The organism is Nocardioides hungaricus, assembly GCF_054782915.1.
Genome location: NZ_BAAGRO010000047.1, coordinates 1 through 18,682, shown reverse-complemented (window position 1 = coordinate 18,682; position 18,682 = coordinate 1). Strand labels below are relative to the sequence as shown.

Below are 18,682 nucleotides of genomic sequence, written 5' to 3'. Positions count from 1 at the left end.
ACCTCGTCCGGCTCACGGGTCCACCTCGACGCGTACGTCGGACCGGACGTGTCGTACCGCGGCATCGAGATCCAGATCGCTCTCGGCCCCGACGACAATCAGGCCAGCCCGGCCGAATGAGTCGCTGGGGCCGGCGATCGAGTCACCCACTCCCACCGACCAGTCCTCGGCGAGGACCTGCGCACTGGCGACAGCGGCCGGTCGGCGGAGGGACGCCACGCGCCCCGCGTGCGGTGCGACGATCGCCACGACGGCCGCGGCGCGGGGCTCCAGCAAGGGCGCGAGCTCGGCACCTGGATCGCCGAGGACGTCGTCGATCACCGGCCCGAAGAGACTCAGTCCTGGTCGTCGGTGCATGAGGAGACGGTGGATCCAGTCACCACCCAGGCGCGCGTGCACCTCGCCGCACACGACGTCGCCGTCCGCGGTGATCCAGACCTCCACGTGGAACAGGCTGTGCGTCAGCCCGACAGCCCGGACGGCGCGGCACACGACGTCGCGCACAGCGGCGTCGTGTGGCGCGGGGAGCCTGGAAGGCTGCCGGTGACCGAGCTCGACGAAAACGGGCGGCGCCGTCGTCGTCTTGCGGGTGACATCGAGAATGTGCGGCTCCCCGCGCAGCAGGATCCCCTCGACGCTGAACTCCTCACCGCGGACGAAATCCTCGACCAGGATCGCACTGCTGAACTGGAACGCGGCCGCGACGGCAGCCGCGATGGCACTCGGCGACTCCACGAGGCGAACGCCCTGCGATCCGAACGCGTCGCGAGGCTTCACGATGACGGGAAGCCTCGCAGTACCCAGGAATGCCAGAGCGGGCTCGATGCTCTCGAAGACACGCACGCTCGGCTGCGAGATCCCTGCCGCACGAAGCGCAGCGCGCGTGCGGTCCTTGGCCCGGCACAGCGCGATCTGATCGGGACCGTTCCACGCGGTGCCCGCATCGGCGGCGAGCTGCGCGGCCGTCTGAAGACTGAACTCACGGAACCCGATGACCGCATCCGGCGCGGGCCGACCGGCGAGCGCCGCCCGGACACCGGCCAGATCGGCGTAGTCCGCCGCAACGACCTCGTGCCGACTGTCGTCGGCAATCGACGCACCGACAAGGTTCTCGGGGCGATCCACGACGACGAGCCGGTGCCCGCGCTCGTGCGCCTGGTCGGCGAGCAGTCGTGACCAGTCGGCGACGTGCCCCGACGCCCCACCTGCGCCCAGGGCGACGATCGTGCTCACCGCACGTCCACCTCGATGGTCGCGTCGGCCTCGAGCAGGATGGCGTCAACCTCTGCGCGCGACCCCGCGGCCGCGAGGACCGAGCAGATCACCGAGCCGGTGAAGTCGACGGGCGGCTGGCCCACGGACTGCCCGATCCGTCCGTCCATGAAGACGTTGGCGACGCCGGGGATGCCCAGGACCGAATCGAGCCCCCTGACGGCGCGGAGCGTGCCGACCCCGTCGGCGAGGTGCTGGCGGGAACCGGCGTGGATCGTGGCCGGTGGCGCCGGCTGGATCGACCGGAGACCGCAGACCGCTGCGAGCGTCTCCGCGAGTATGTCCACCCCACGACTGAGGGCAATGATGTGCGTGGTGATGTAGCCGCCGGCCGTGCGGGCGTTGAGTTCGATGACACGCACCTGGTCCCCGTCCACCTTAAGCTCCAGGTGGATCGCACCGGTGCCGAGCCCCATCGCATCGGCGACGGCCTGGGCGGCATCGAGGCACGCTGCTTCGCGTCCGGGCGACAGCGCGGTCGGCTGAACCTGCTGCAGCTCCAAATTGAATGCCGGGTCGACGATCTTGTCGGTCACAGTCGCGAAGACGAGCTTCCCGTCGACGACAATTCCGTCGACACTGTGTTCGCCGCCGGTCAAGAACTCCTCGACGACCAGCTGGCCACGGCGCCGGCGGAAAATCGGGTCATTCTTGGGGTCCGTGTAGTCGAGGAGCAAAGCCGCTGCGGAGCGCAGCTCGGCTTCATCGCGCACCGCGAAGATCCCCTTGCTCGCAGACGCACCGGCCGGCTTCACCACGGCCGGAAAGCCCACCGCTTCCATCGCCCCAGGCACGTCGTCGATCGACCGGATCGCCGCGAATCGGGGAGCCAGGTGCGGGGCGACGGCCGCAAGCGCCCGCCGTGCCGCAGCCTTGTCGCGTGCCAAGCCGGCAGCATGGACCGGATGGCCGCGGAGCCCGAGCTCCTCGGCGACCTGTGCGACCCCTTCGACGTCCCGGTCGCCCCAGCACACGACACCCACCACTTCGTGACGCGCGGCAAGGTCCCGGGCCGCCGCCCGCAGAGCATCGAAGTCGTAGGTGTCGACCTCGACGATGTCGTGGATGAGGGATGCCGGCACCGGCGGAGGGACGTCGGCCAGGACGACCACGTCGAGCCCGAGGCGCGCGGCCGCCCAGAACGGCGGCTCGGCCTCGGAGCGCGTAGGCCGAGTGTTGACGAAGATGACAGCGCTCATGGCAGGGGGAACTCCTGTGTTCGGGCGGGCAGGAGCCCCGCGCAAATGAATGCGTCGCTGACGCCGGGCAGGTCGAATACGTCCAACTGTGCGAGATAGCGCAGGAGAGGCGTTGCGGCCGCTCTCGTCTCGGCGGCGATCGTCTCCGGGTTGTAGGCGCGCTCAAGCACTTCGTGCACCTCGTGTCGTGAGATGTTGTGCGACAACAGCTCCTCACGGACGTCGTCGACCTCAGGAGCAAGGAACGTCGAGATCATCGCCGGGATCTGCTCCGCTACCACGGTCCGCTCCTCGCGGGTCAGAGCGCCCCACAGGTGCCGCAGGTAGCCCGCAAAGAAGGCGTGGTGCCTGCCCTCGTCCCGAGCGTGGTCGTCTAGCGCCGCTGCGACGCCGCTGTCGATTCCCGGCGTTCGCGAGACGTCACGGAGATTTCCGGAGATGAGAGTCTCCGAAACGATCACGAACATCAGGCGGAACAGAGCCGCCAGCTGCGAGCGGGCGGCTTCGGACTCAATCCGGTGGATTCCGGTCGCCAGCATGGTCTGGGGAAGAGCGACTGTCCGGTCGACGATCCCTGTACGTCGTTCAATCTGAAGCTTCAGGTCGAACGCTACCTGGGCATGATGGCCCTCGTCGGTGTACATCCGCAGGACGTCCAGGCGGGCGGCGTCACTGAGCGGCGCCCCGATGGAGCCCGAGAAGATACCCATGAGTACCGGATTGACGACGAGCGTCTCCAGGTGGCAGGTGAAGCTGAGGTAGCGGTAGAGGTGCTGCACCGCGATGCTGCGGCGGATGGCCGGGGCCCAGCCCCCTGCTGGCCCACCGGCAGCCAGGACGGGCACCATCGCCGGCGGGAAGATGGTGTCGCTCTCGATCAGGCGGCGCGGAGCGGTGCGCACCGATGCCCGCTCGTCCCAGGCATCGAAGACCGACGTCGCTGCAAGGGGCTCGGTGCCCTGTCCATCAAGAGCCGCGGCCCGGCTATCGATGAGGCTCGCCAGTGGGCAGTTCGCCTGGATTCCACATCCGACGCTCAAGCCCGCGACGCCGCACACGAGTTCCCCCTTGGATGCCTCCCGCCCCGATGCCGTGAGACAGCGGCAGACAATAGCCCGGTGTAACCGGTCGTAGCAAAGTGACGCCTCCTCCGCGAGTAGCCGCCCGAATGCCTCGCGCGGTGCGAGGTAGTCAAGCCCGGCACGGGGCCGCTCGTTGAGTTCCTCAGCGACCGCATCCAGGTACGCCCGGTTCCCTCTGATGGCCTCGCCCTTCGGCAGGTACTCCCGTGTGAGGCCGTTGGAGTTCTCGTTCAGCCCAGCTCCCACGGTCCGCGCGGGTGAGCGACGAAGCACCGCCAACGTGAGCGCCGCGTGCGTGGCCATCTCGTTGGCCTGATCCCAGGTCAGCGACTTGTGCATCATCGCGCGGGAGCTCGTTGAAGTTCTCGATTAGCGCGTCCTCGTCCAAGATCGCTGTCGTCCAGCACCCAGTTTCCGGTGTGCCGATCGAGATGGCACCCTCCCGCTCGAGGTCGGCCGAGACGACGGTGTGGGCGGCCGCGTTGATCGTGGTCTCGCCGGTCGGGCGGTAGAAGTCCATGCCGCCACTCTACGCCGGCATCGAACACGTGTTCGACTACTCGGTCGCGATCGCCTCCAGCACGTCGAGCCGCGAGGCGCGGACGGCGGGGAGGACCGCGGCGAGGACGCCGACCACGACGGCGATGCCGAGGAAGACGACCAGCTGGCCCAGGGGGAGCCCCAGGCTGGTCAGGTCGTCCTCCAGGGACTGGCGCAGCAGCACGCCGATCACCAGCCCGAGCGCCATGCCCAGGACCGCGCCGAGGACGGCGATCGCCACCGACTCCAGGGTGATCATCCGCCGCAGCCGCGGCCGGCTCATGCCGATCGCCCGGAGCAGGCCGATCTCGCGGGTGCGCTCGATGACGGAGAGGCCGAGTGTGTTCACGATGCCGATGACCGCGATCACGATCGCCAGCGCCAGCAGGCCGTAGATGAGGTACAGCAGCTGGTTGACCTGGTCGCGGATCGACTCGGCGAACTCCTGCTTGTCGTAGACGGCGACGATCGGGGTCGACGCCGCCGCCTCGTCCAGCGCCGCGCCGACCGCCGCGGGATCGGCGCCCGGCTCGATGTCGATGCTGAGCGAGGTGTCCTGGCGGGGCACCCCGGCCTCGGCGAGGAGGTCGATCGGGACGCTCACCTCCCCGGTGGTCTCGGTCGGCTCGACGATGCCGACCACCTGGAGGTCGAGGCTCTGGCCGGCGAGGAACGTCGCCGTCAGCGTCGAGCCGACCTCGAGGCCGCGGTCCGCGGCGAAGTCGGTGCTCACCAGGGCCTCCCGGCCGCGCAGCTCCTGGCGACCGTCGACGACGTCGAGGTTGTAGACGTCGGCGAACGCCGCGTCGTTGCCGGTCACGAAGACCGTCGCGTCGTCCACCTGGGCCGCGGTCCACTGCTGCCGGCTCACCACGGCCACGCCGTCGACCGCGGCGAGGTCGTCGCCGACGGCGGTCGAGAACGGGAGGAAGTTGGTGCTCTGCACCAGGAAGTCCGAGGTGAACTCCTCGTCCACGAGGTCGTCCACCGACGCGTTCAGCGACGCGGCGAGCACCCCGATCGTGGACACCAGTGCGAGCCCGATCATCAGCGCCGAGGCCGTCGCGCCGGTACGCCGCGGATCGCGCAGCGCGTTCTCGCCGGCGAGGCGGCCGGTGGTGCCGAAGAGCCGGCCGAACAGGCTCCGGCACAGGACCAGGACCGGCTGGCCGAGCACCGAGCTGATCGCCGCCGCCGTGAGGATCCAGATCACCGCGGCCACGCCGATCCACACCGCGTCCGGCCCCGGGCCGCCGACGACGCCGACGACCGCGAGCGCCGCGCCGACCGCCAGCAGCACCCCGCCGACGAGCGTGCGGCGCCGGAGCGAGCCGCGCGCCGGTGCCGCGTCGGCGCGCATCGCGGCGACCGGCGCGATCCTGCCGGCGCGCCGCGCCGGCAGGTAGGCGGCGACCAGCGTCACGCCGATCCCGACGGCGTAGCTGACGAGGATCGCGCGCAGGTCGAGGGTCAGGGCGTCGCCCGCGATGTCGAGGCCGACCGCACGGAAGAGCGCGGCGAGTCCGCGGGCGAGGAGCCAGCCCAGCGCGATGCCGGCGGTCGCGGCCACGGCCGCCATCACGACCGCCTCGAGCAGCACCGAGGAGGTGACCTGCCGGCGCCCGGCGCCCAGGGCCCGCAGCAGCGCCAGCTCCCGGCTGCGCTGGGCCACCAGGATCGTGAAGGTGTTGACGATGATGAAGCCGCCGACGATCACGGCGATGATCGCGAAGACCAGCAGGAAGGTGGAGATCACGTCGAGGAACTGGCCGATGGCGTCCTGGGACTCCTCCGCCACCTGGTCGCCGGTGACCGCCTCGAAGCCCGCCGGCGCGACCGTGTCGGCGGCCGCGACCAGCTCGTCCTGGGTGACGCCGCCGGCCGCGGTGAGCGAGACCTGGTGGAAGGCGTCGGCGCCGTCGAGGAAGATGTCCTGCGCGCCCTGCGTGCTGAACACCAGCAGCGTGGCGCCCGCCGTACCGCCGCCGTTGAACTCGGCGGTGCCGACCAGGGTGGCCGTGCGCTCGGCCTTGCCGAACGGCGCGAGCAGCTTGACCTCGTCGCCCAGCTCGTAGTCGCCGTTCTCGGCGGCCGCGTCGTCGAGGACGATCTCGTCGGCCGCGGTGGGCCAGCGCCCGCTGCTCAGCAGCATCGGCGGCTCGCCGGCCATGTTGGGGGCCTCGGTGTAGTTGAACGCGAGGGTCGGTGCGCCGGTGCCGCCGACCAGGGTGCCGTCGGAGGCGAGCAGGCTCATCCCGATGCCGATCACGTCGCCGTCGGCCCGGGCCACCTCCGGGAGCGCCGCGAGCTCGTCCACCAGCTCGGGGGAGAGGGTCCGGGTCGTCTGGGCCGGGCCGGCCTCGAAGGACCCCGACTGCTCGGCGCGCACCACGCCGTCGGGGGTGGAGCTGTAGATGATGCTGTCGAAGGTGGAGGACAGGCCGTTGCTGAAGACGAGGACGCCGGAGAGGAACGCCACGCCCAGCACGATCGCCAGGCCGCTCATCACCAGCCGCACCTTGCGGGCGAGCAGGTTGCGCAGGGTCAGCTTGAGCACGGGGTCCCCTCAGGCCCGGGTCGTGCGGGCCGCCGCCAGGTCCTGCAGGCGGGTCATGTGCTCGAGGATCTGGTCGCGCTGCGGGTCCTGGATCTCGTCGACCACCAGGCCGTCGGCCAGGAACACCACCCGGTCGCAGTACGACGCGGCGATCGCGTCGTGGGTCACCATCACCACCGTCTGGGCGAAGTCGTCCACGCTGCGCCGCAGGAAGGACAGCACCTCGGCCCCCGAGGTGCTGTCCAGGTTGCCGGTCGGCTCGTCCGCGAAGACGATCGCGGGCTTGCTGGCCAGCGCCCGGGCGCAGGCCACCCGCTGCTGCTGTCCGCCGGACAGCTCGGCGGGCCGATGGCCGAGCCGGTCGCGCAGCCCGACGGCGTCGACCACGGTGTCGAGCCACTGCTGGTCCGGCTTCCTCCCGGCCAGGTCGAGCGGGAGCAGGATGTTCTCGATCGCGGTCAGTGTCGGGATCAGGTTGAACGCCTGGAACACGAACCCGACCCGCTCCCGGCGCAGCGCCGTCAGCTCCCTGTCCTTGAGCCGGCCCAGGTCGGTCCCGCCGACCTCGACCGCGCCCGAGGACGGGGTGTCGAGGGCCGCCAGGCAGTGCATCAGCGTGGACTTGCCCGAGCCGGAGGGGCCCATGATGGCGGTGAACCGGCCGGCGTCGAGGTCGAGCGTCACTCCCGCCAGGGCGTGCACGGCGGAGTCGCCCGCGCCGTAGGTCTTGCGCAGATCCGTGGCGCGCGCGGCCGGAGCGGCGGGGGAGGTCGAGACGCTGGTCATGGCACCAGCCTGCCGGAGCCCGCCGGCGCCCGCCATCGGGGATGCCCCCGAGCGATCCGGGGCACCAAATCCGCCGAACCGAGGACGGAACCGGCCTAGCCCACCTACATTTCCACCTGTGGACGAGTTGCTGGTGACCGAGGGGCGTGCGCTCAAGCACGTCCAGGTGCGTGAGTACGTGCGCACGCTCGTCACGGGGGCGGCACCCGGCTCACCCGCACCGAGCGAGCGTGAGCTGGTGCATCGGTTCGGGGTCGCCCGGATGACGGTGAGACAGGCGATGGACGCGCTCGTGGTGGAGGGCCTCCTGGAGCGGATTCCCGGGCGGGGCACGTTCGTGGCCCGCCCGCGGCGGGCCGCGAGCAGGCTGACGAGCTACACCGAGGAGATGTCGCGCCGCGGCCTGCTGGCCGAGTCGCAGACCCTCCTCGCCCGTCGGGAGCAGGCGGGCCCGGGCGTCGCCCGGGCGCTGAACCTCACCGAGGGCGACGCCGTCATCCACTGGCGCCGGCTGCGCCGGGCGGACGGGGTGCCGATGTGCGTCGAGGACGCCTACCTCAACGAGGTGCTGCTGCCCGGCTTCCTGCAGAGCGGGATGCCGACGAGCCTGTACGACGCGCTCGAGTCGCGCGGCCTGCGTCCGAGCTGGGCGGAGGACTCGGTGAACGCCGACATCGCCTCCGACGAGGAGGGCCAGCTGCTCGAGATCGAGCCCGGCGCCTCGGTGCTCCGGCACTCACGCCGCGGCTTCGCGGGCGAGAAGGTCGTCGAGGTCTCGCGCACGGTCTACCGGGCCGACCGCTACACCCTGTGGACCCAGGTGGGCTCGGAGGGTTAGAGCCCTCCGAGCGGAGCCACCACGTCGCCGGACTCCTCGCAGACCCACACCGGGTCGGGGCCGCCGAGGTCGGGCTGGATGTAGAGCGCGTGCACGGGTGCGCGCTCGCCGCAGTCGAGGCACATCGGCCAGCGGCCGACGGTCTCGAAGAGCGCGTCCTGCACGTCCTGGGCGACCAGGCCGGCGACGTACTGCTCGCCCTCGGGCCACTGCTCGGCCCACCACTTGCGCTGGGACACGGCCTCCTCGAGCGCGGACACCGCGTCGGCCGTCGCCTGCCGGCGGGCCTGGAGGTCGGACAGCACCCGGGCGCGCGCCGAGAACAGGAGGGTGTCGTCCATGCTCCCCATCATGCCCCCGCGCACCAGCGCGGCTCCCCGTCCACGGGCGCGGCCGCGCCTACCATGCCCCCATGGGTACGGCGCTCCTCGAGGTCGCCGTCCTCGACCCGCGCGACGTCACCGGCGCGGAGGAGGGCGGTGCCGACCGGCTGCTCCTCGCGACCCCCGAGGGGCTCTCGCCGGAGCCCGCGCTCGTCTCGGGCGTCTGCCGCGACAGCGAGCTCCCGGTGTTCGTGCAGCTGCGCCTCAACGACACGTGGAGCACCACCGGGGGCGAGCTGTCCCGGCTGGTCGGGCTCGCGGAGGACTACCTCGGCTCGGGCGCCGCCGGCGTCTCCTTCGGCTTCCTCGACGCCGATCTCGAGGTCGACGCCGAGGTCTGCGGCTACCTCGCCGGCCAGCTCCCGAACGTGCCCTGGACCTTCGGCCGGGCGATCGACGACACCCTCGACCTGCGCCGCTCCTGGCGCCGGCTCGCGGGCCTGCCCGACCTGGTCGCGGTGTGCTCGGCGGGCTCGCCGCGCGGCCTCGAGGCGGGGTACGACGAGCTGCTGGCCCTCGCCGCCGACCCCGCGGTCGCCCGCGTCCTCATGCCCGGCGGCGGGCTGCTCGCCGAGCAGGTCCCGTGGCTCGTGCGCGCCGGCGTACGCCAGTTCCACCTCGACCGGCAGGCCCGCCCCGGTGGGTCCTGGAAGGCCTACGTCGACGCCGCCCACGTCCGGTCCTGGCGGCTCCTCCTCGACGACGCCGTCGAACGGGTCTCGCGCTCCGCTGGATGATGACGATCCTCATCGACCCGCCCAACGCGCCGGGCCACGGGCGGCTGTGGTCGCACCTGGCCAGCGACGCCTCCTACGACGAGCTGCACGCCTTCGCCGCCACCGTCGGCATCCCGCCCCGCGGCTTCGACCGCGACCACTACGACGTCCCGACCGAGTGGTACGACGAGGTGGTCGCCGCCGGCGCCCTCCCGGTCACCTCCCGTGAGCTGGTCGCCCGGCTGCGTGCGGCGGGGCTGCGGCGTCGGCGACGCAAGAGCGATAGTCCCTGACGTTTGGGCCCCTCGCCGATTCGATGTGGGACCCAAACGTCAGGGACTACCCCGCCAGCGACACCAGCTCACCCTCCACGTTGGCCCGCGCGGCCGCCTCCCAGGCGGAGCGGGCATGGGCGGTGTGGAAGAGGTGCGGCTTGGCGAGCAGGTCGCGGAGGATCGTGGCCCGCCCGGCCGCGAAGTCGCTGTCGGACAGGTGCGCCCACTCGCGGCGCACCGAGGCGACGTACTCCGCGTAGCGGGCGGGCGCCGCCGCCAGGATCGCGAGGTCGGCGTCGGAGAGCGCGCAGCCGTTCGGGTCGTCGTCGGCCGGCCGGTGGTGCTCGGTGAGCAGCACCAGCCGCACCACCTCGTCGACGACGGCGGGCTCGACCAGCGCCGGCAGCGCCTCCGCGGCCCAGGCGGCCGAGCGCCTCTCGGCATCCGGCTGGGCGTCGTACACGCTGTCGTGGAACCACGCCGCGAGCACCACCGCCATCAGGTCGAACTCCTCGCCCTGCGCCGACAGCTCGTGCAGGCGCTCGAGCACCTCGGTCAGGTGGCGGCCGTCGTGGTAGCCGCGGTCGGGATGGGCGTACGACGCCACGAGCTGGGCGCCGAGGTCCCGGTCCCCGGGCAGCGGCCAGTCGGCGAGCAGGTCCACGTCGGACATGGAAGCAGTCCCGGCCCGGGTGGCGCTACGGTGGACCAGTTAGCCGGGCCGCGGGTCGGAGCCCTCCGGAGGGACGTAGCACGGATTGGTGCTCTCGACGACGGCGCGGCCGACAGGGATCGGACCGACCGCCGACTCCTGCCCTTGGGTGACCGAGACGCTGCCCAGGTCGCTGCGGACGAACTGACACAGGCGCTCGCCGCGCATGTACCCGCCGCTGCTGTTGGCCGGATCGACCACGATCGTCATACCCGACTGCGTGGCCAGCTGTCCCTGCAGCCGGAACTCGCCGGTCGAGCTCGAGACCGTGCTGGCGACCTGCCTGCCGGCCTCGTCGAAGAGCAGGATCTGGGCGCCGGGCTGGGTGCCCTGCGGCAGGAGCGGGTAGCTGGGCGCCGCGCCGTCGACGAGGGAGCCGGTGATCCAGCCGCCGCGCTTGGTCAGCCGGAAGTCGCCGAACGCCATCCGGCCCGGCCGCACCGAGCCGCCGCGGACCGGCCCGCTCTGGGTGAACCAGATGCCCGCTCCGTCGTACTTGACGGTGTAGGACCCGGGGTAGAGGCCGCGCAGGACCGCCTTCCCGCCCCGGGTCCGGGCGGTCCACCACTGCCCCGTCCTCTTGCTGGTCACGGTCACCGTGGAGGCGGGAGCGGACGATCCGGCGGTGGTGTCGAGGAACACGGTGAGGTTCCCGGACTGCTTGGTCAGCCGCACCGGCCGGTTCTTGACCGCCCCGGGCCGGACCAGTCCGGCCCACGTGCACTTGTCGACGTACCTCTTGGACCTGTCGTAGGTGAACAGGCAGTACTGGCCCTTCGGGAGGCCGCCGATGGCGAACCGTCCGCGCTTGTCGGCCACGGTCGCGAAGGACTGCTCGCCCTTGTTGGCGGCCACGATGCGCGCGCCGCGCAGCGGCTTGCCGGCGGCCCGCGCGACACCGGTGATCGCCGCGCCCGGCCGCATCGTCACGTTCTTGGGGACGCTGCGGCCCGCCACGGTGACCTTGACGTCGGTCGGGGCGTACTTGCCGGTGTCCCATGCGGGCCGCTGGTCGACGAACTGCAGGTGGTACGTGCCGGGCGCCAGCCGGATGGAGTAGCCACCGCCGTTGGCCCGCTGCGACCCGAGGTAGCTCCAGTCGCGGTCGAACCACAGCATCTTCATGCCGGGACACTTCGAGAGCTTCGGGCAGTTGATGGCGCCGTACACGCGCTGCTTGGCGTCGGCCGCCCGGGCGGCCGGACCCGGGGTCGCCAGCAGCGCCGCGAGCAGGGCCGCGAGCAGCGCCGCGACGGCGAGCCGCACGGTGCGCAGGCGGGCGGGGGAGGCCATGGCGCCATCGTAGGCGGGGCGGTCCGGACCGCCGCTCAAGCGATTCTCTCGGTTTCCTCAAGACGCCGCGGAGCCATCGCCCACCGGATCGTCCCGGTCGCCAGGCCGCCGAGGGCCGGCACGACGGTCCGCTCGGAGACGGGCAGCCAGGGCAGCCGCAGCGGCCACCGGGTCCAGCGCGGCATCAGCCCGACCGCGGCCGCGACGAGCACCGCGTACGGCCCCTTCGCGAGGAGGGGCAGCGGCGGCCGGAGCAGCACGTAGCGGACCGCCTCGCGGGCCTCCGGCGTGCCGCGGAGCTCGGGGCGGTACGACGCCAGCACCTCGGCCAGCCCCGCCTCGGTGGCCGGCGGGTCGACCACGCCGAGCCGGTGCGCGACCTCGCCCGCCTGGGCGACGTAGGTGTCCCGGTCGGGGCCGACGAGCGGTTCGGCGCCGTACGCGTCGTGGGCGCGCAGGAAGCTGTCGACCTCGGCCGCGTGCACCCACGCGAGCAGGTGCGGGTCGCTGGCGGCGTACGGCGTGCCGTCCGGCATCGTCCCCGTGACGCGCTCGTGGATCGCCCGCACGACGGCGACGGCCTGCTCGGCGTCGTCGACGTGCCCGAACGTCGTGACCGCGATGAAGCGGCTGGTGCGGGCGAGCCGGCCCCACATGTCGCCGCGGTAGCCGCTGTGCTCGGCCACGCCGCGCATCGCCGCGGGGTGGAGGGTCTGGAGGAGCAGTGCCCGGATGCCGCCGACGAACATGGACGCGTCCCCGTGCACCCGCGCGATCGGGCTGCCGGCCTCGAACCAGCGCGGCCCCGGCCGGCGGTGGATCCGCTCCGCGTGGGTCGCGCCGTCCGGCCCGGCGACGCGCAGGAGGAGCTCGTGCCCGAGCCGGTCCCGCACGCCGCCGATCACGACGGGGTCACGCGTCCCAGGTGCGCAGCCAGATCGCCGGCTGCGACTCGGCGAGCTTCGCCAGCGCGTCCGACGGCAGCGGGTCGAGGGTGTCGGTGACGACGTACCCCTGCTCGGCCCGGGTGGAGAGGTACTGCCCGGTGACGTTGGCGCCGGCGTCGGCGAGGACGCCGTTCACGCTGGCCAGCACGCCGGGGATGTTGACGTGGAGGAAGCCGATCCGGTGCCCGGCCTCCAGCTGCGGGGCCTGTACGGCGGGCAGGTTGACGCTGAGCTCGGTGCGGCCCTCGAGGGAGAACCCCGCCAGCTTGCCGGCCACGAAGTAGCCGATCTCCTCCTGGGCCTCCTGGGTGGAGCCGCCGACGTGCGGGGTCAGGATCACGTTGTCGAGACCGCGCAGCGGCGACTCGAACGGGTCGCCCTGGGCCTTCGGCTCGACCGGGAACACGTCGAGCGCGGCGCCGGCGATGTGGCCGGAGAGGATGTGCTCGCGCAGCGACTCGGTGTCGACGACCATGCCGCGCGCGGCGTTGATGAACAGGCTGCGCGGCTTCATCCTGGCGAACTGCTCGGCACCGAAGAAGCCGGCGTTCCCGGGCCGGCCGTCGACGTGCAGACTCACCACGTCGGCCTCGGCGAGCAGGTCGTCGAGGCTCCGCATCCGCTGGGCGTTGCCGTGCGCGAGCCGGTCGGCGGTGTCGAAGAAGATCACCCGCAGGCCCATCGCCTCGGCGAGGTTGGAGAGCTGCGTGCCGATGTTGCCGTAGCCGACGATGCCGAGCGTGCGGCCGCGGATCTCGTGGCTGCCCTTGGCGGACTTGTCCCAGACTCCGGCATGCATCCGCTCGGTCTTCTCGGCCAGCCGCCGGGCCAGCACGATGATCTCGCCGATCACGAGCTCGACGACGCTGCGGGTGTTGGAGTACGGCGCGTTGAAGACGCCGATGCCGCGCTCGGCCGCCGCCACCAGGTCGACCTGGTTGGTGCCGATGCAGAAGCAGCCGATCGCCAGCAGGTCCGGGGCCGCGTCGAGCACGCGCTCGGTGAGGTGGGTGTTGGAGCGGATGCCCAGCAGGTGCACGCCCGCCAGGTCGGCGACCAGCTCCTCCTCGGACAGCGAGCCGGTCCGGAGCTCGACCTCGAAGCCGCGGGCCTCCAGGATCTCGACGGCGACCGGGTGGATGTTCTCGAGCAGCAGCACCTTCACGGTCCACCAGCCTAGGCCGGGCGGCGGCCGGCGCCGAAACGACGCCGACCGGTGGACCCCGCAACCTTCTCGCGCCGCCGGGCGTCGTACGGACGCGCCGCTGGGGCGAACCCGGGGCCAACACCGACTTACGAGGACGCGGAGACGCGGAGAGGGCATGATGCACGCCATGGGAGCACGCAGGCGCACGGGCGCCGTACTGGCCGCGTTCGCGGTGGCCACGACCACCGTCCTGACGGCCGGCCTCGCCGGGAGCACGACGAACGCCGCCGTACCGGCCACGGTGCCGGCCAGCGCTGTACCGGCCAGCGCCGTACCGGCCAAGGGGGACGTCGGCTCGTGGCAGGTCGTCACGCTGGGCGGCGGACGCTACGAGGTGTCCTGGCGCTCGCCCGGCCGCTTCCCGCTCACGTCCGACCGGCCGACCATCGTCGGCCCCTCCGCCCTGCGGATCGGCGCGCCCACGATCGCCGCGGACGGCCGCACCGTCCAGGCGCTGGTGACGTCGGAGCAGCCCCCGGACCCGGCCGATCTCGACGTCGTCCTGTCCGGCGACCGGCTCGACGAGGCCGGCGACGACCGGGCGCGGGTCGCGACCGCGCCGGGCCGGGCTCTCGACCTGCCCGGCACCGTCACGCTCGACGAGGACCCGGGCAAGCCGGGGCCGTACGACGTGGTGGAGAGCGACTACGAGCTCGAGCCGGTCAAGCTCCCCGGCATGCCGGAGCCGATCGAGATGGTCGGCCACGTCGACGAGCCCACCGCCGACGCCCCGACCGGCCCGCGTCCGCTGGTGCTGTTCATGCACGGCCGGCACAGCGTCTGCTACAACCCGAAGGACCCAGAGGCGCTCGACGGACAGTGGCCGTGCAAGCCGCCGATGAAGGAGATCCCGAGCCAGCTCGGCTACGACTACCTGCAGCAGGTGCTGGCGTCGCAGGGCTACACGACGGTCTCGATCCGGGTCAACGGCATCAACGCCCAGGACTACCGCCTCCCCGACGGCGGCGCCGACGCCCGCGCGGCCATGGTCGAGAAGCACCTCCAGTACTGGACCGGGCTGGCGGCCGACCGCCAGGTCGACATGCAGAACGTCGTGCTCGTCGGGCACAGCCGCGGCGGCGAGGGCGTCAACCGCGCGGCCATCCAGATCCCGCTGTCCGCGCCGTACCGGATCGCGGGCCAGGTCCTGATCGCGCCGACCGACTTCGGCAGCCAGACCGCGCCGTACGTCCCGACGGTCACCATGCTGCCGTTCTGCGACGGCGACGTGAGCGACCTCCAGGGACAGCGGTTCACCGACGTCTCCCGCGACCTCACCACCGGCGACACGTCGCTGAAGAGCTCGGTGCTGGTGATGGGCGCGAACCACAACTTCTTCAACACCGAGTGGACCCCGGGCCAGGCCGCCGCCCCCGCGTGGGACGACTGGGGCGGGGCGAAGGGGGCCGAGTGCGGGAAGAAGAACCCCGGCCGGCTCAGCGCCACCGAGCAGCAGGACGTCGGCACGGCGTACGTCGCCGGCGCGGTGCAGCTCTTCGCCAGCGACAACCAGGGCGTGCTGCCGCTCTTCGACGGGTCGCGCGCCCGGGTCGACTCGATCGGCGACGCGCAGGTGCTCAGCCACGCGATCGGCGGCGGCCGCGATGTCCGCGCCCCGGGCCGTGGTGTCGGCCGGGCGCTGCCCGACGGCGCGACCACGCGGATGTGCCAGGGCACCTACGACCCGAGCCGGGTGGCGTCGTGCGCCTACGGGATGGAGTACTCCGGGGTGCGGCCGCACTGGCCGGAGTCCTACGAGCGTCTCCGGGCCCGCGAGTTCCTCCAGATGTCGTGGACCGCGGCCGGGCAGTCCGGCGGCGTCCTCCTCGAGGACCCGCTCGACCTGAGCGGCCGCCGGCTGGAGCTGCGCACGATCGTGGACCCGACCGGTGGCGACGTCGCCCTGCGGGTCCGGATCACCGACGCCGACGGCGCCAGCGCGCTGCTGACGCCGACGGGCGGCGGCGGGCTGCCCGCCCTCGGCAGGCGGATGGACACCCAGAAGTACTGGGCCGAGACGCTCGTCGCCGACCCGTCCGGCGCCGAGGGCGTCGACCTGTCCCGCATCGTCCGCGTCGACCTGGTCGGCGCCAGCGACAGCGGGCGGGTCTGGGTGGCCGACCTCGCGTCCGCGCCGACCGAGCTGGCCGCCGTACCGGAGCGGCGGCTGCCCACCGTGAGCATCGGCCGCGTGCGGCTGCAGGAGGGCGACGGGAACCAGCCGGTCACCGCCGAGCTCCCGTTCACGGTGTCCGGCGAGCTCACCGCGCCGGCCCGCTTCTCCGTCACCACCACCGGCCAGGGGGTCGGCGACGTGCAGCGCTTCAACGTCGACCTCGCGCCCGGCCAGACCTCGGGGTCGATCCCGGTGACCTACCAGCCGGACCGCCGCGACGACTTCGCGAGGCTGGTCACGCAGGCGTCCGCATGGGCGACGACGAACGTGATGACCGACGCCTATCTCGGCGACCTCACCGTCCTCGACGACGACCCGACCCCGCCGATCCGGGTGCGGGTGTCCGACCGCAGGATCGACGAGGGCGACACCGCGCAGTGGGTGGTGAGGCTCGGTGCGCCGGTCGACTACGACATGTTCGTCTCCGCCCGGGTCGTGCGCAGCCCGGGCCGGGCCCTGGCCGCCGACGACGTGCCGGTGAAGTGGTTCCGCCGCAACGTCGGGACCGCTCCCGAGCCGGGACGTCCGATCTGGCGCTACCGCCCGGTGCTGTTCGACCAGCTCAGGACCGGCGACACGAGGGTGGTGTTGTCGGTGCCGACCGTGCGCGACCGGCGCCAGGAGGGCCGCGAGTCGATCACGCTGCAGATCAAGGTCAACCGCACCAAGATCGAGCGGACCGTCTACGTCAGGTGACGCCGGCGTACGTGCAGCCCCTCGGGGCCGCTTCCGGGCGGACCTGAGGGGCTCCGGTATCGACGATGCCAGCACCGCTGCGCGCTGCCGAGCAGGTGGCGGATCCGGGGCTCATCCCCGCCTACGTGGGGAGCACCGCACCGCCCGCGTGCGTGCCGGCAGACGAGGGGGCTCATCCCCGCCTACGCGGGGAGCACGCGGTCGTCACGGACCCGCCCTACGGCTTGGAGGGCTCATCCCCGCCTACGCGGGGAGCACTCCTGGAGGACGTAGGCGACTCGGTAGCCGAGGGGCTCATCCCCGCCTACGCGGGGAGCACCCAGGGGGTGCAGGGTGAGCCCGGGGTGGACCGGGCTCATCCCCGCCTACGCGGGGAGCACGGGCATCTTCGCCGACGAGGCCGGCGAGCCCTGGGGCTCATCCCCGCCTACGCGGGGAGCACTTCACCAGCAACGCCGACTTCTCCGACGCCACGGGCTCATCCCCGCCTACGCGGGGAGCACCGGATCTCGTACGTCGCGGTGAATCTGGCCCGGGGCTCATCCCCGCCTACGCGGGGAGCACCCGGTCGGGTTCCGCAGGCGGATCTTGACTGTGGGCTCATCCCCGCCTACGCGGGGAGCACGACGGCAGGCAGACCGTCGACGTTTGCGCACCGGGCTCATCCCCGCCTACGCGGGGAGCACGGAGCGGAAGAAGGATTCCAGGTGCCGCTGGAGGGCTCATCCCCGCCTACGCGGGGAGCACCAGTACTTGATGATGAGGCCGGGCAGGGTCCAGGGCTCATCCCCGCCTACGCGGGGAGCACGTGCCGGAGGTGTCGGGCGGGGTCCAGGGCCGGGGCTCATCCCCGCCTACGCGGGGAGCACGCCCGGCTCTCCCCGGCCGAGCAGGCCGCGGAGGGCTCATCCCCGCCTACGCGGGGAGCACTTCTCCCGCTGGACCAAGAGCCGCATCGCCGCGGGCTCATCCCCGCCTACGCGGGGAGCACCGCCAGCGGTCCATGCCTCGACGACGCCACCGGGGCTCATCCCCGCCTACGCGGGGAGCACAGCACCGCCGGGTGCCAGATGCGGTTCGCGTAGGGCTCATCCCCGCCTACGCGGGGAGCACAAGCCGGCCGGTAACGCGACAAGCGAGGACGTGGGCTCATCCCCGCCTACGCGGGGAGCACCTCCCGGCCCCGCCTCGTGCGGGGCCTTCGTCGGGCTCATCCCCGCCTACGCGGGGAGCACTACCGTGTCGAGAAGTACGGCCGGCAGCTCCCGGGCTCATCCCCGCCTACGCGGGGAGCACCTCCGGAACCACATCAGTCGCGGCCTTCCTGGGGGCTCATCCCCGCCTACGCGGGGAGCACTACTTGTCGTTGCCGGGGGTGTCGATCGTGACGGGCTCATCCCCGCCTACGCGGGGAGCACGGATGCAAGCCCGGTGGCGTCGTACTGGACCCGGGCTCATCCCCGCCTACGCGGGGAGCACCCAGGAGCACGATCGGTGGCGCATCTAGCCCGGGGCTCATCCCCGCCTACGCGGGGAGCACCCCGGTCAAGCAGCCATTGAAGGTGCTGCACCGGGCTCATCCCCGCCTACGCGGGGAGCACCGCAGCCTCCGGGGAATTACTCGGCGACCACGGGGCTCATCCCCGCCTACGCGGGGAGCACCGGTGAAGGCGGAGGCGGGGCGACCGAGGGCAGGGCTCATCCCCGCCTACGCGGGGAGCACGCGGCGCTCGCAATCGACGGAATCCACAGGTAGGGCTCATCCCCGCCTACGCGGGGAGCACGAGACGCGCCGCGTCGCTGGGCGCGAGGCTGAGGGCTCATCCCCGCCTACGCGGGGAGCACGCTGAGGCTCGCACGGCAGCGTGGCTGCGGCGGGGCTCATCCCCGCCTACGCGGGGAGCACCTTCCCCACTGGAACCCGGAGTGCCCTGGCTGTCCGTGGCCATGAAAAAGTCCCCACTGGTGGCCAGGTCGAGGTCCCCGCTGGTGGCCAGTTAGAG

The 18,682-nt window shown here is 72.5% G+C and carries 14 protein-coding genes and 1 CRISPR repeat array; of the genes, 4 read left to right on the top strand and 10 right to left on the bottom strand.

Annotated features, from left to right (window positions below):
- Window positions 1–12: 12 nt before the first annotated feature.
- From ACYVKX_RS17720 to ACYVKX_RS17700, 5 genes are all read right to left on the bottom strand, one after another.
- The gene (locus ACYVKX_RS17720; RefSeq protein WP_460834997.1) at window positions 13–1,233 is read right to left on the bottom strand and encodes an ATP-grasp domain-containing protein; all 1,221 of its coding nucleotides are present in this window, start codon (window positions 1,231–1,233) and stop codon (window positions 13–15) included.
- Window positions 1,230–2,471, bottom strand: coding sequence for an ATP-grasp domain-containing protein (locus tag ACYVKX_RS17715; RefSeq protein WP_460834996.1), 1,242 nt, complete (start codon window positions 2,469–2,471; stop codon window positions 1,230–1,232). The genes ACYVKX_RS17720 and ACYVKX_RS17715 overlap by 4 nt, the downstream gene beginning before the upstream one ends.
- Complete coding sequence (locus ACYVKX_RS17710) at window positions 2,468–3,895, bottom strand: diiron oxygenase (RefSeq protein WP_460834995.1); 1,428 nt, start codon at window positions 3,893–3,895, stop codon at window positions 2,468–2,470. The genes ACYVKX_RS17715 and ACYVKX_RS17710 overlap by 4 nt, the downstream gene beginning before the upstream one ends.
- Before the next feature lie 214 nt (window positions 3,896–4,109).
- Window positions 4,110–6,650, bottom strand: a complete 2,541-nt coding sequence (locus ACYVKX_RS17705; RefSeq protein ID WP_460834994.1) for an ABC transporter permease — start codon at window positions 6,648–6,650, stop codon at window positions 4,110–4,112.
- A 9-nt stretch (window positions 6,651–6,659) separates the two neighbouring features.
- Window positions 6,660–7,436, bottom strand: a complete 777-nt coding sequence (locus ACYVKX_RS17700; RefSeq protein ID WP_460834993.1) for an ABC transporter ATP-binding protein — start codon at window positions 7,434–7,436, stop codon at window positions 6,660–6,662.
- Between the two features lie 118 nt (window positions 7,437–7,554).
- Here ACYVKX_RS17700 and ACYVKX_RS17695 point away from each other — a divergent pair, with 118 nt between their 5' ends.
- On the top strand, window positions 7,555–8,274 hold the full coding sequence (locus ACYVKX_RS17695; RefSeq protein ID WP_460834992.1) for a GntR family transcriptional regulator: 720 nt from the start codon (window positions 7,555–7,557) through the stop codon (window positions 8,272–8,274).
- Here ACYVKX_RS17695 and ACYVKX_RS17690 read toward each other — a convergent pair.
- Window positions 8,271–8,615 (bottom strand): hypothetical protein, encoded by a 345-nt coding sequence (locus ACYVKX_RS17690; protein WP_460834991.1) that lies wholly within the window; start codon window positions 8,613–8,615, stop codon window positions 8,271–8,273. The genes ACYVKX_RS17695 and ACYVKX_RS17690 overlap by 4 nt on opposite strands.
- Before the next feature lie 71 nt (window positions 8,616–8,686).
- On the opposite strand from ACYVKX_RS17690, the gene ACYVKX_RS17685 reads away from it, so the two are divergent.
- Together ACYVKX_RS17685 and ACYVKX_RS17680 are read left to right on the top strand one after the other, a co-directional pair.
- Window positions 8,687–9,394, top strand: a complete 708-nt coding sequence (locus ACYVKX_RS17685; protein WP_460834990.1) for a copper homeostasis protein CutC — start codon at window positions 8,687–8,689, stop codon at window positions 9,392–9,394.
- Window positions 9,391–9,666, top strand: coding sequence for a DUF4031 domain-containing protein (locus ACYVKX_RS17680; RefSeq protein WP_460834989.1), 276 nt, complete (start codon window positions 9,391–9,393; stop codon window positions 9,664–9,666). Before ACYVKX_RS17685 ends, ACYVKX_RS17680 begins: the two co-directional genes overlap by 4 nt.
- Before the next feature lie 46 nt (window positions 9,667–9,712).
- On the opposite strand, the gene ACYVKX_RS17675 is transcribed toward ACYVKX_RS17680, so the two are convergent.
- From ACYVKX_RS17675 to serA, 4 genes are read right to left on the bottom strand one after another with little or no spacing between them, the layout of a single operon-like run.
- The gene (locus tag ACYVKX_RS17675) at window positions 9,713–10,321 is read right to left on the bottom strand and encodes an HD domain-containing protein (protein WP_460834988.1); all 609 of its coding nucleotides are present in this window, start codon (window positions 10,319–10,321) and stop codon (window positions 9,713–9,715) included.
- A gap of 39 nt (window positions 10,322–10,360) precedes the next feature.
- Window positions 10,361–11,653 carry an MSCRAMM family protein gene (locus tag ACYVKX_RS17670; protein WP_460834987.1) on the bottom strand — a complete coding sequence of 431 codons (1,293 nt, stop codon included), beginning with the start codon at window positions 11,651–11,653 and terminating at the stop codon, window positions 10,361–10,363.
- A gap of 35 nt (window positions 11,654–11,688) precedes the next feature.
- Entirely contained in the window at window positions 11,689–12,546 is an 858-nt protein-coding gene (locus ACYVKX_RS17665) for an oxygenase MpaB family protein (protein ID WP_460834986.1), read from the bottom strand.
- Window positions 12,547–12,565: 19 nt separating this feature from the next.
- Window positions 12,566–13,765 carry a phosphoglycerate dehydrogenase gene (gene serA, locus ACYVKX_RS17660; protein WP_460834985.1) on the bottom strand — a complete coding sequence of 400 codons (1,200 nt, stop codon included), beginning with the start codon at window positions 13,763–13,765 and terminating at the stop codon, window positions 12,566–12,568.
- A 169-nt stretch (window positions 13,766–13,934) separates the two neighbouring features.
- Between serA and ACYVKX_RS17655 the strand changes: the two genes are divergently transcribed.
- Entirely contained in the window at window positions 13,935–16,679 is a 2,745-nt protein-coding gene (locus tag ACYVKX_RS17655) for an alpha/beta hydrolase (protein WP_460834984.1), read from the top strand.
- A 107-nt stretch (window positions 16,680–16,786) separates the two neighbouring features.
- Window positions 16,787–18,585: direct repeats of the CRISPR family, unit length 29 nt; unit sequence GGGCTCATCCCCGCCTACGCGGGGAGCAC.
- Between the last annotated feature and the right edge of the window lie 97 nt (window positions 18,586–18,682).

Excerpts from the sequence above, each read along its gene's own strand:
- ACYVKX_RS17715 (WP_460834996.1), bottom strand. The coding sequence starts at position 2,471 with ATGAGCGCTGTCATCTTCGTCAACACTCGGCCTACGCGCTCCGAGGCC.
- ACYVKX_RS17710 (WP_460834995.1), bottom strand. The coding sequence starts at position 3,895 with ATGATGCACAAGTCGCTGACCTGGGATCAGGCCAACGAGATGGCCACG.
- ACYVKX_RS17700 (WP_460834993.1), bottom strand. The coding sequence starts at position 7,436 with ATGACCAGCGTCTCGACCTCCCCCGCCGCTCCGGCCGCGCGCGCCACG.
- ACYVKX_RS17690 (WP_460834991.1), bottom strand. The coding sequence starts at position 8,615 with ATGGACGACACCCTCCTGTTCTCGGCGCGCGCCCGGGTGCTGTCCGAC.
- ACYVKX_RS17685 (WP_460834990.1), top strand. The coding sequence starts at position 8,687 with ATGGGTACGGCGCTCCTCGAGGTCGCCGTCCTCGACCCGCGCGACGTC.
- ACYVKX_RS17680 (WP_460834989.1), top strand. The coding sequence starts at position 9,391 with ATGATGACGATCCTCATCGACCCGCCCAACGCGCCGGGCCACGGGCGG.
- ACYVKX_RS17675 (WP_460834988.1), bottom strand. The coding sequence starts at position 10,321 with ATGTCCGACGTGGACCTGCTCGCCGACTGGCCGCTGCCCGGGGACCGG.
- ACYVKX_RS17670 (WP_460834987.1), bottom strand. The coding sequence starts at position 11,653 with ATGGCCTCCCCCGCCCGCCTGCGCACCGTGCGGCTCGCCGTCGCGGCG.
- ACYVKX_RS17655 (WP_460834984.1), top strand. The coding sequence starts at position 13,935 with ATGGGAGCACGCAGGCGCACGGGCGCCGTACTGGCCGCGTTCGCGGTG.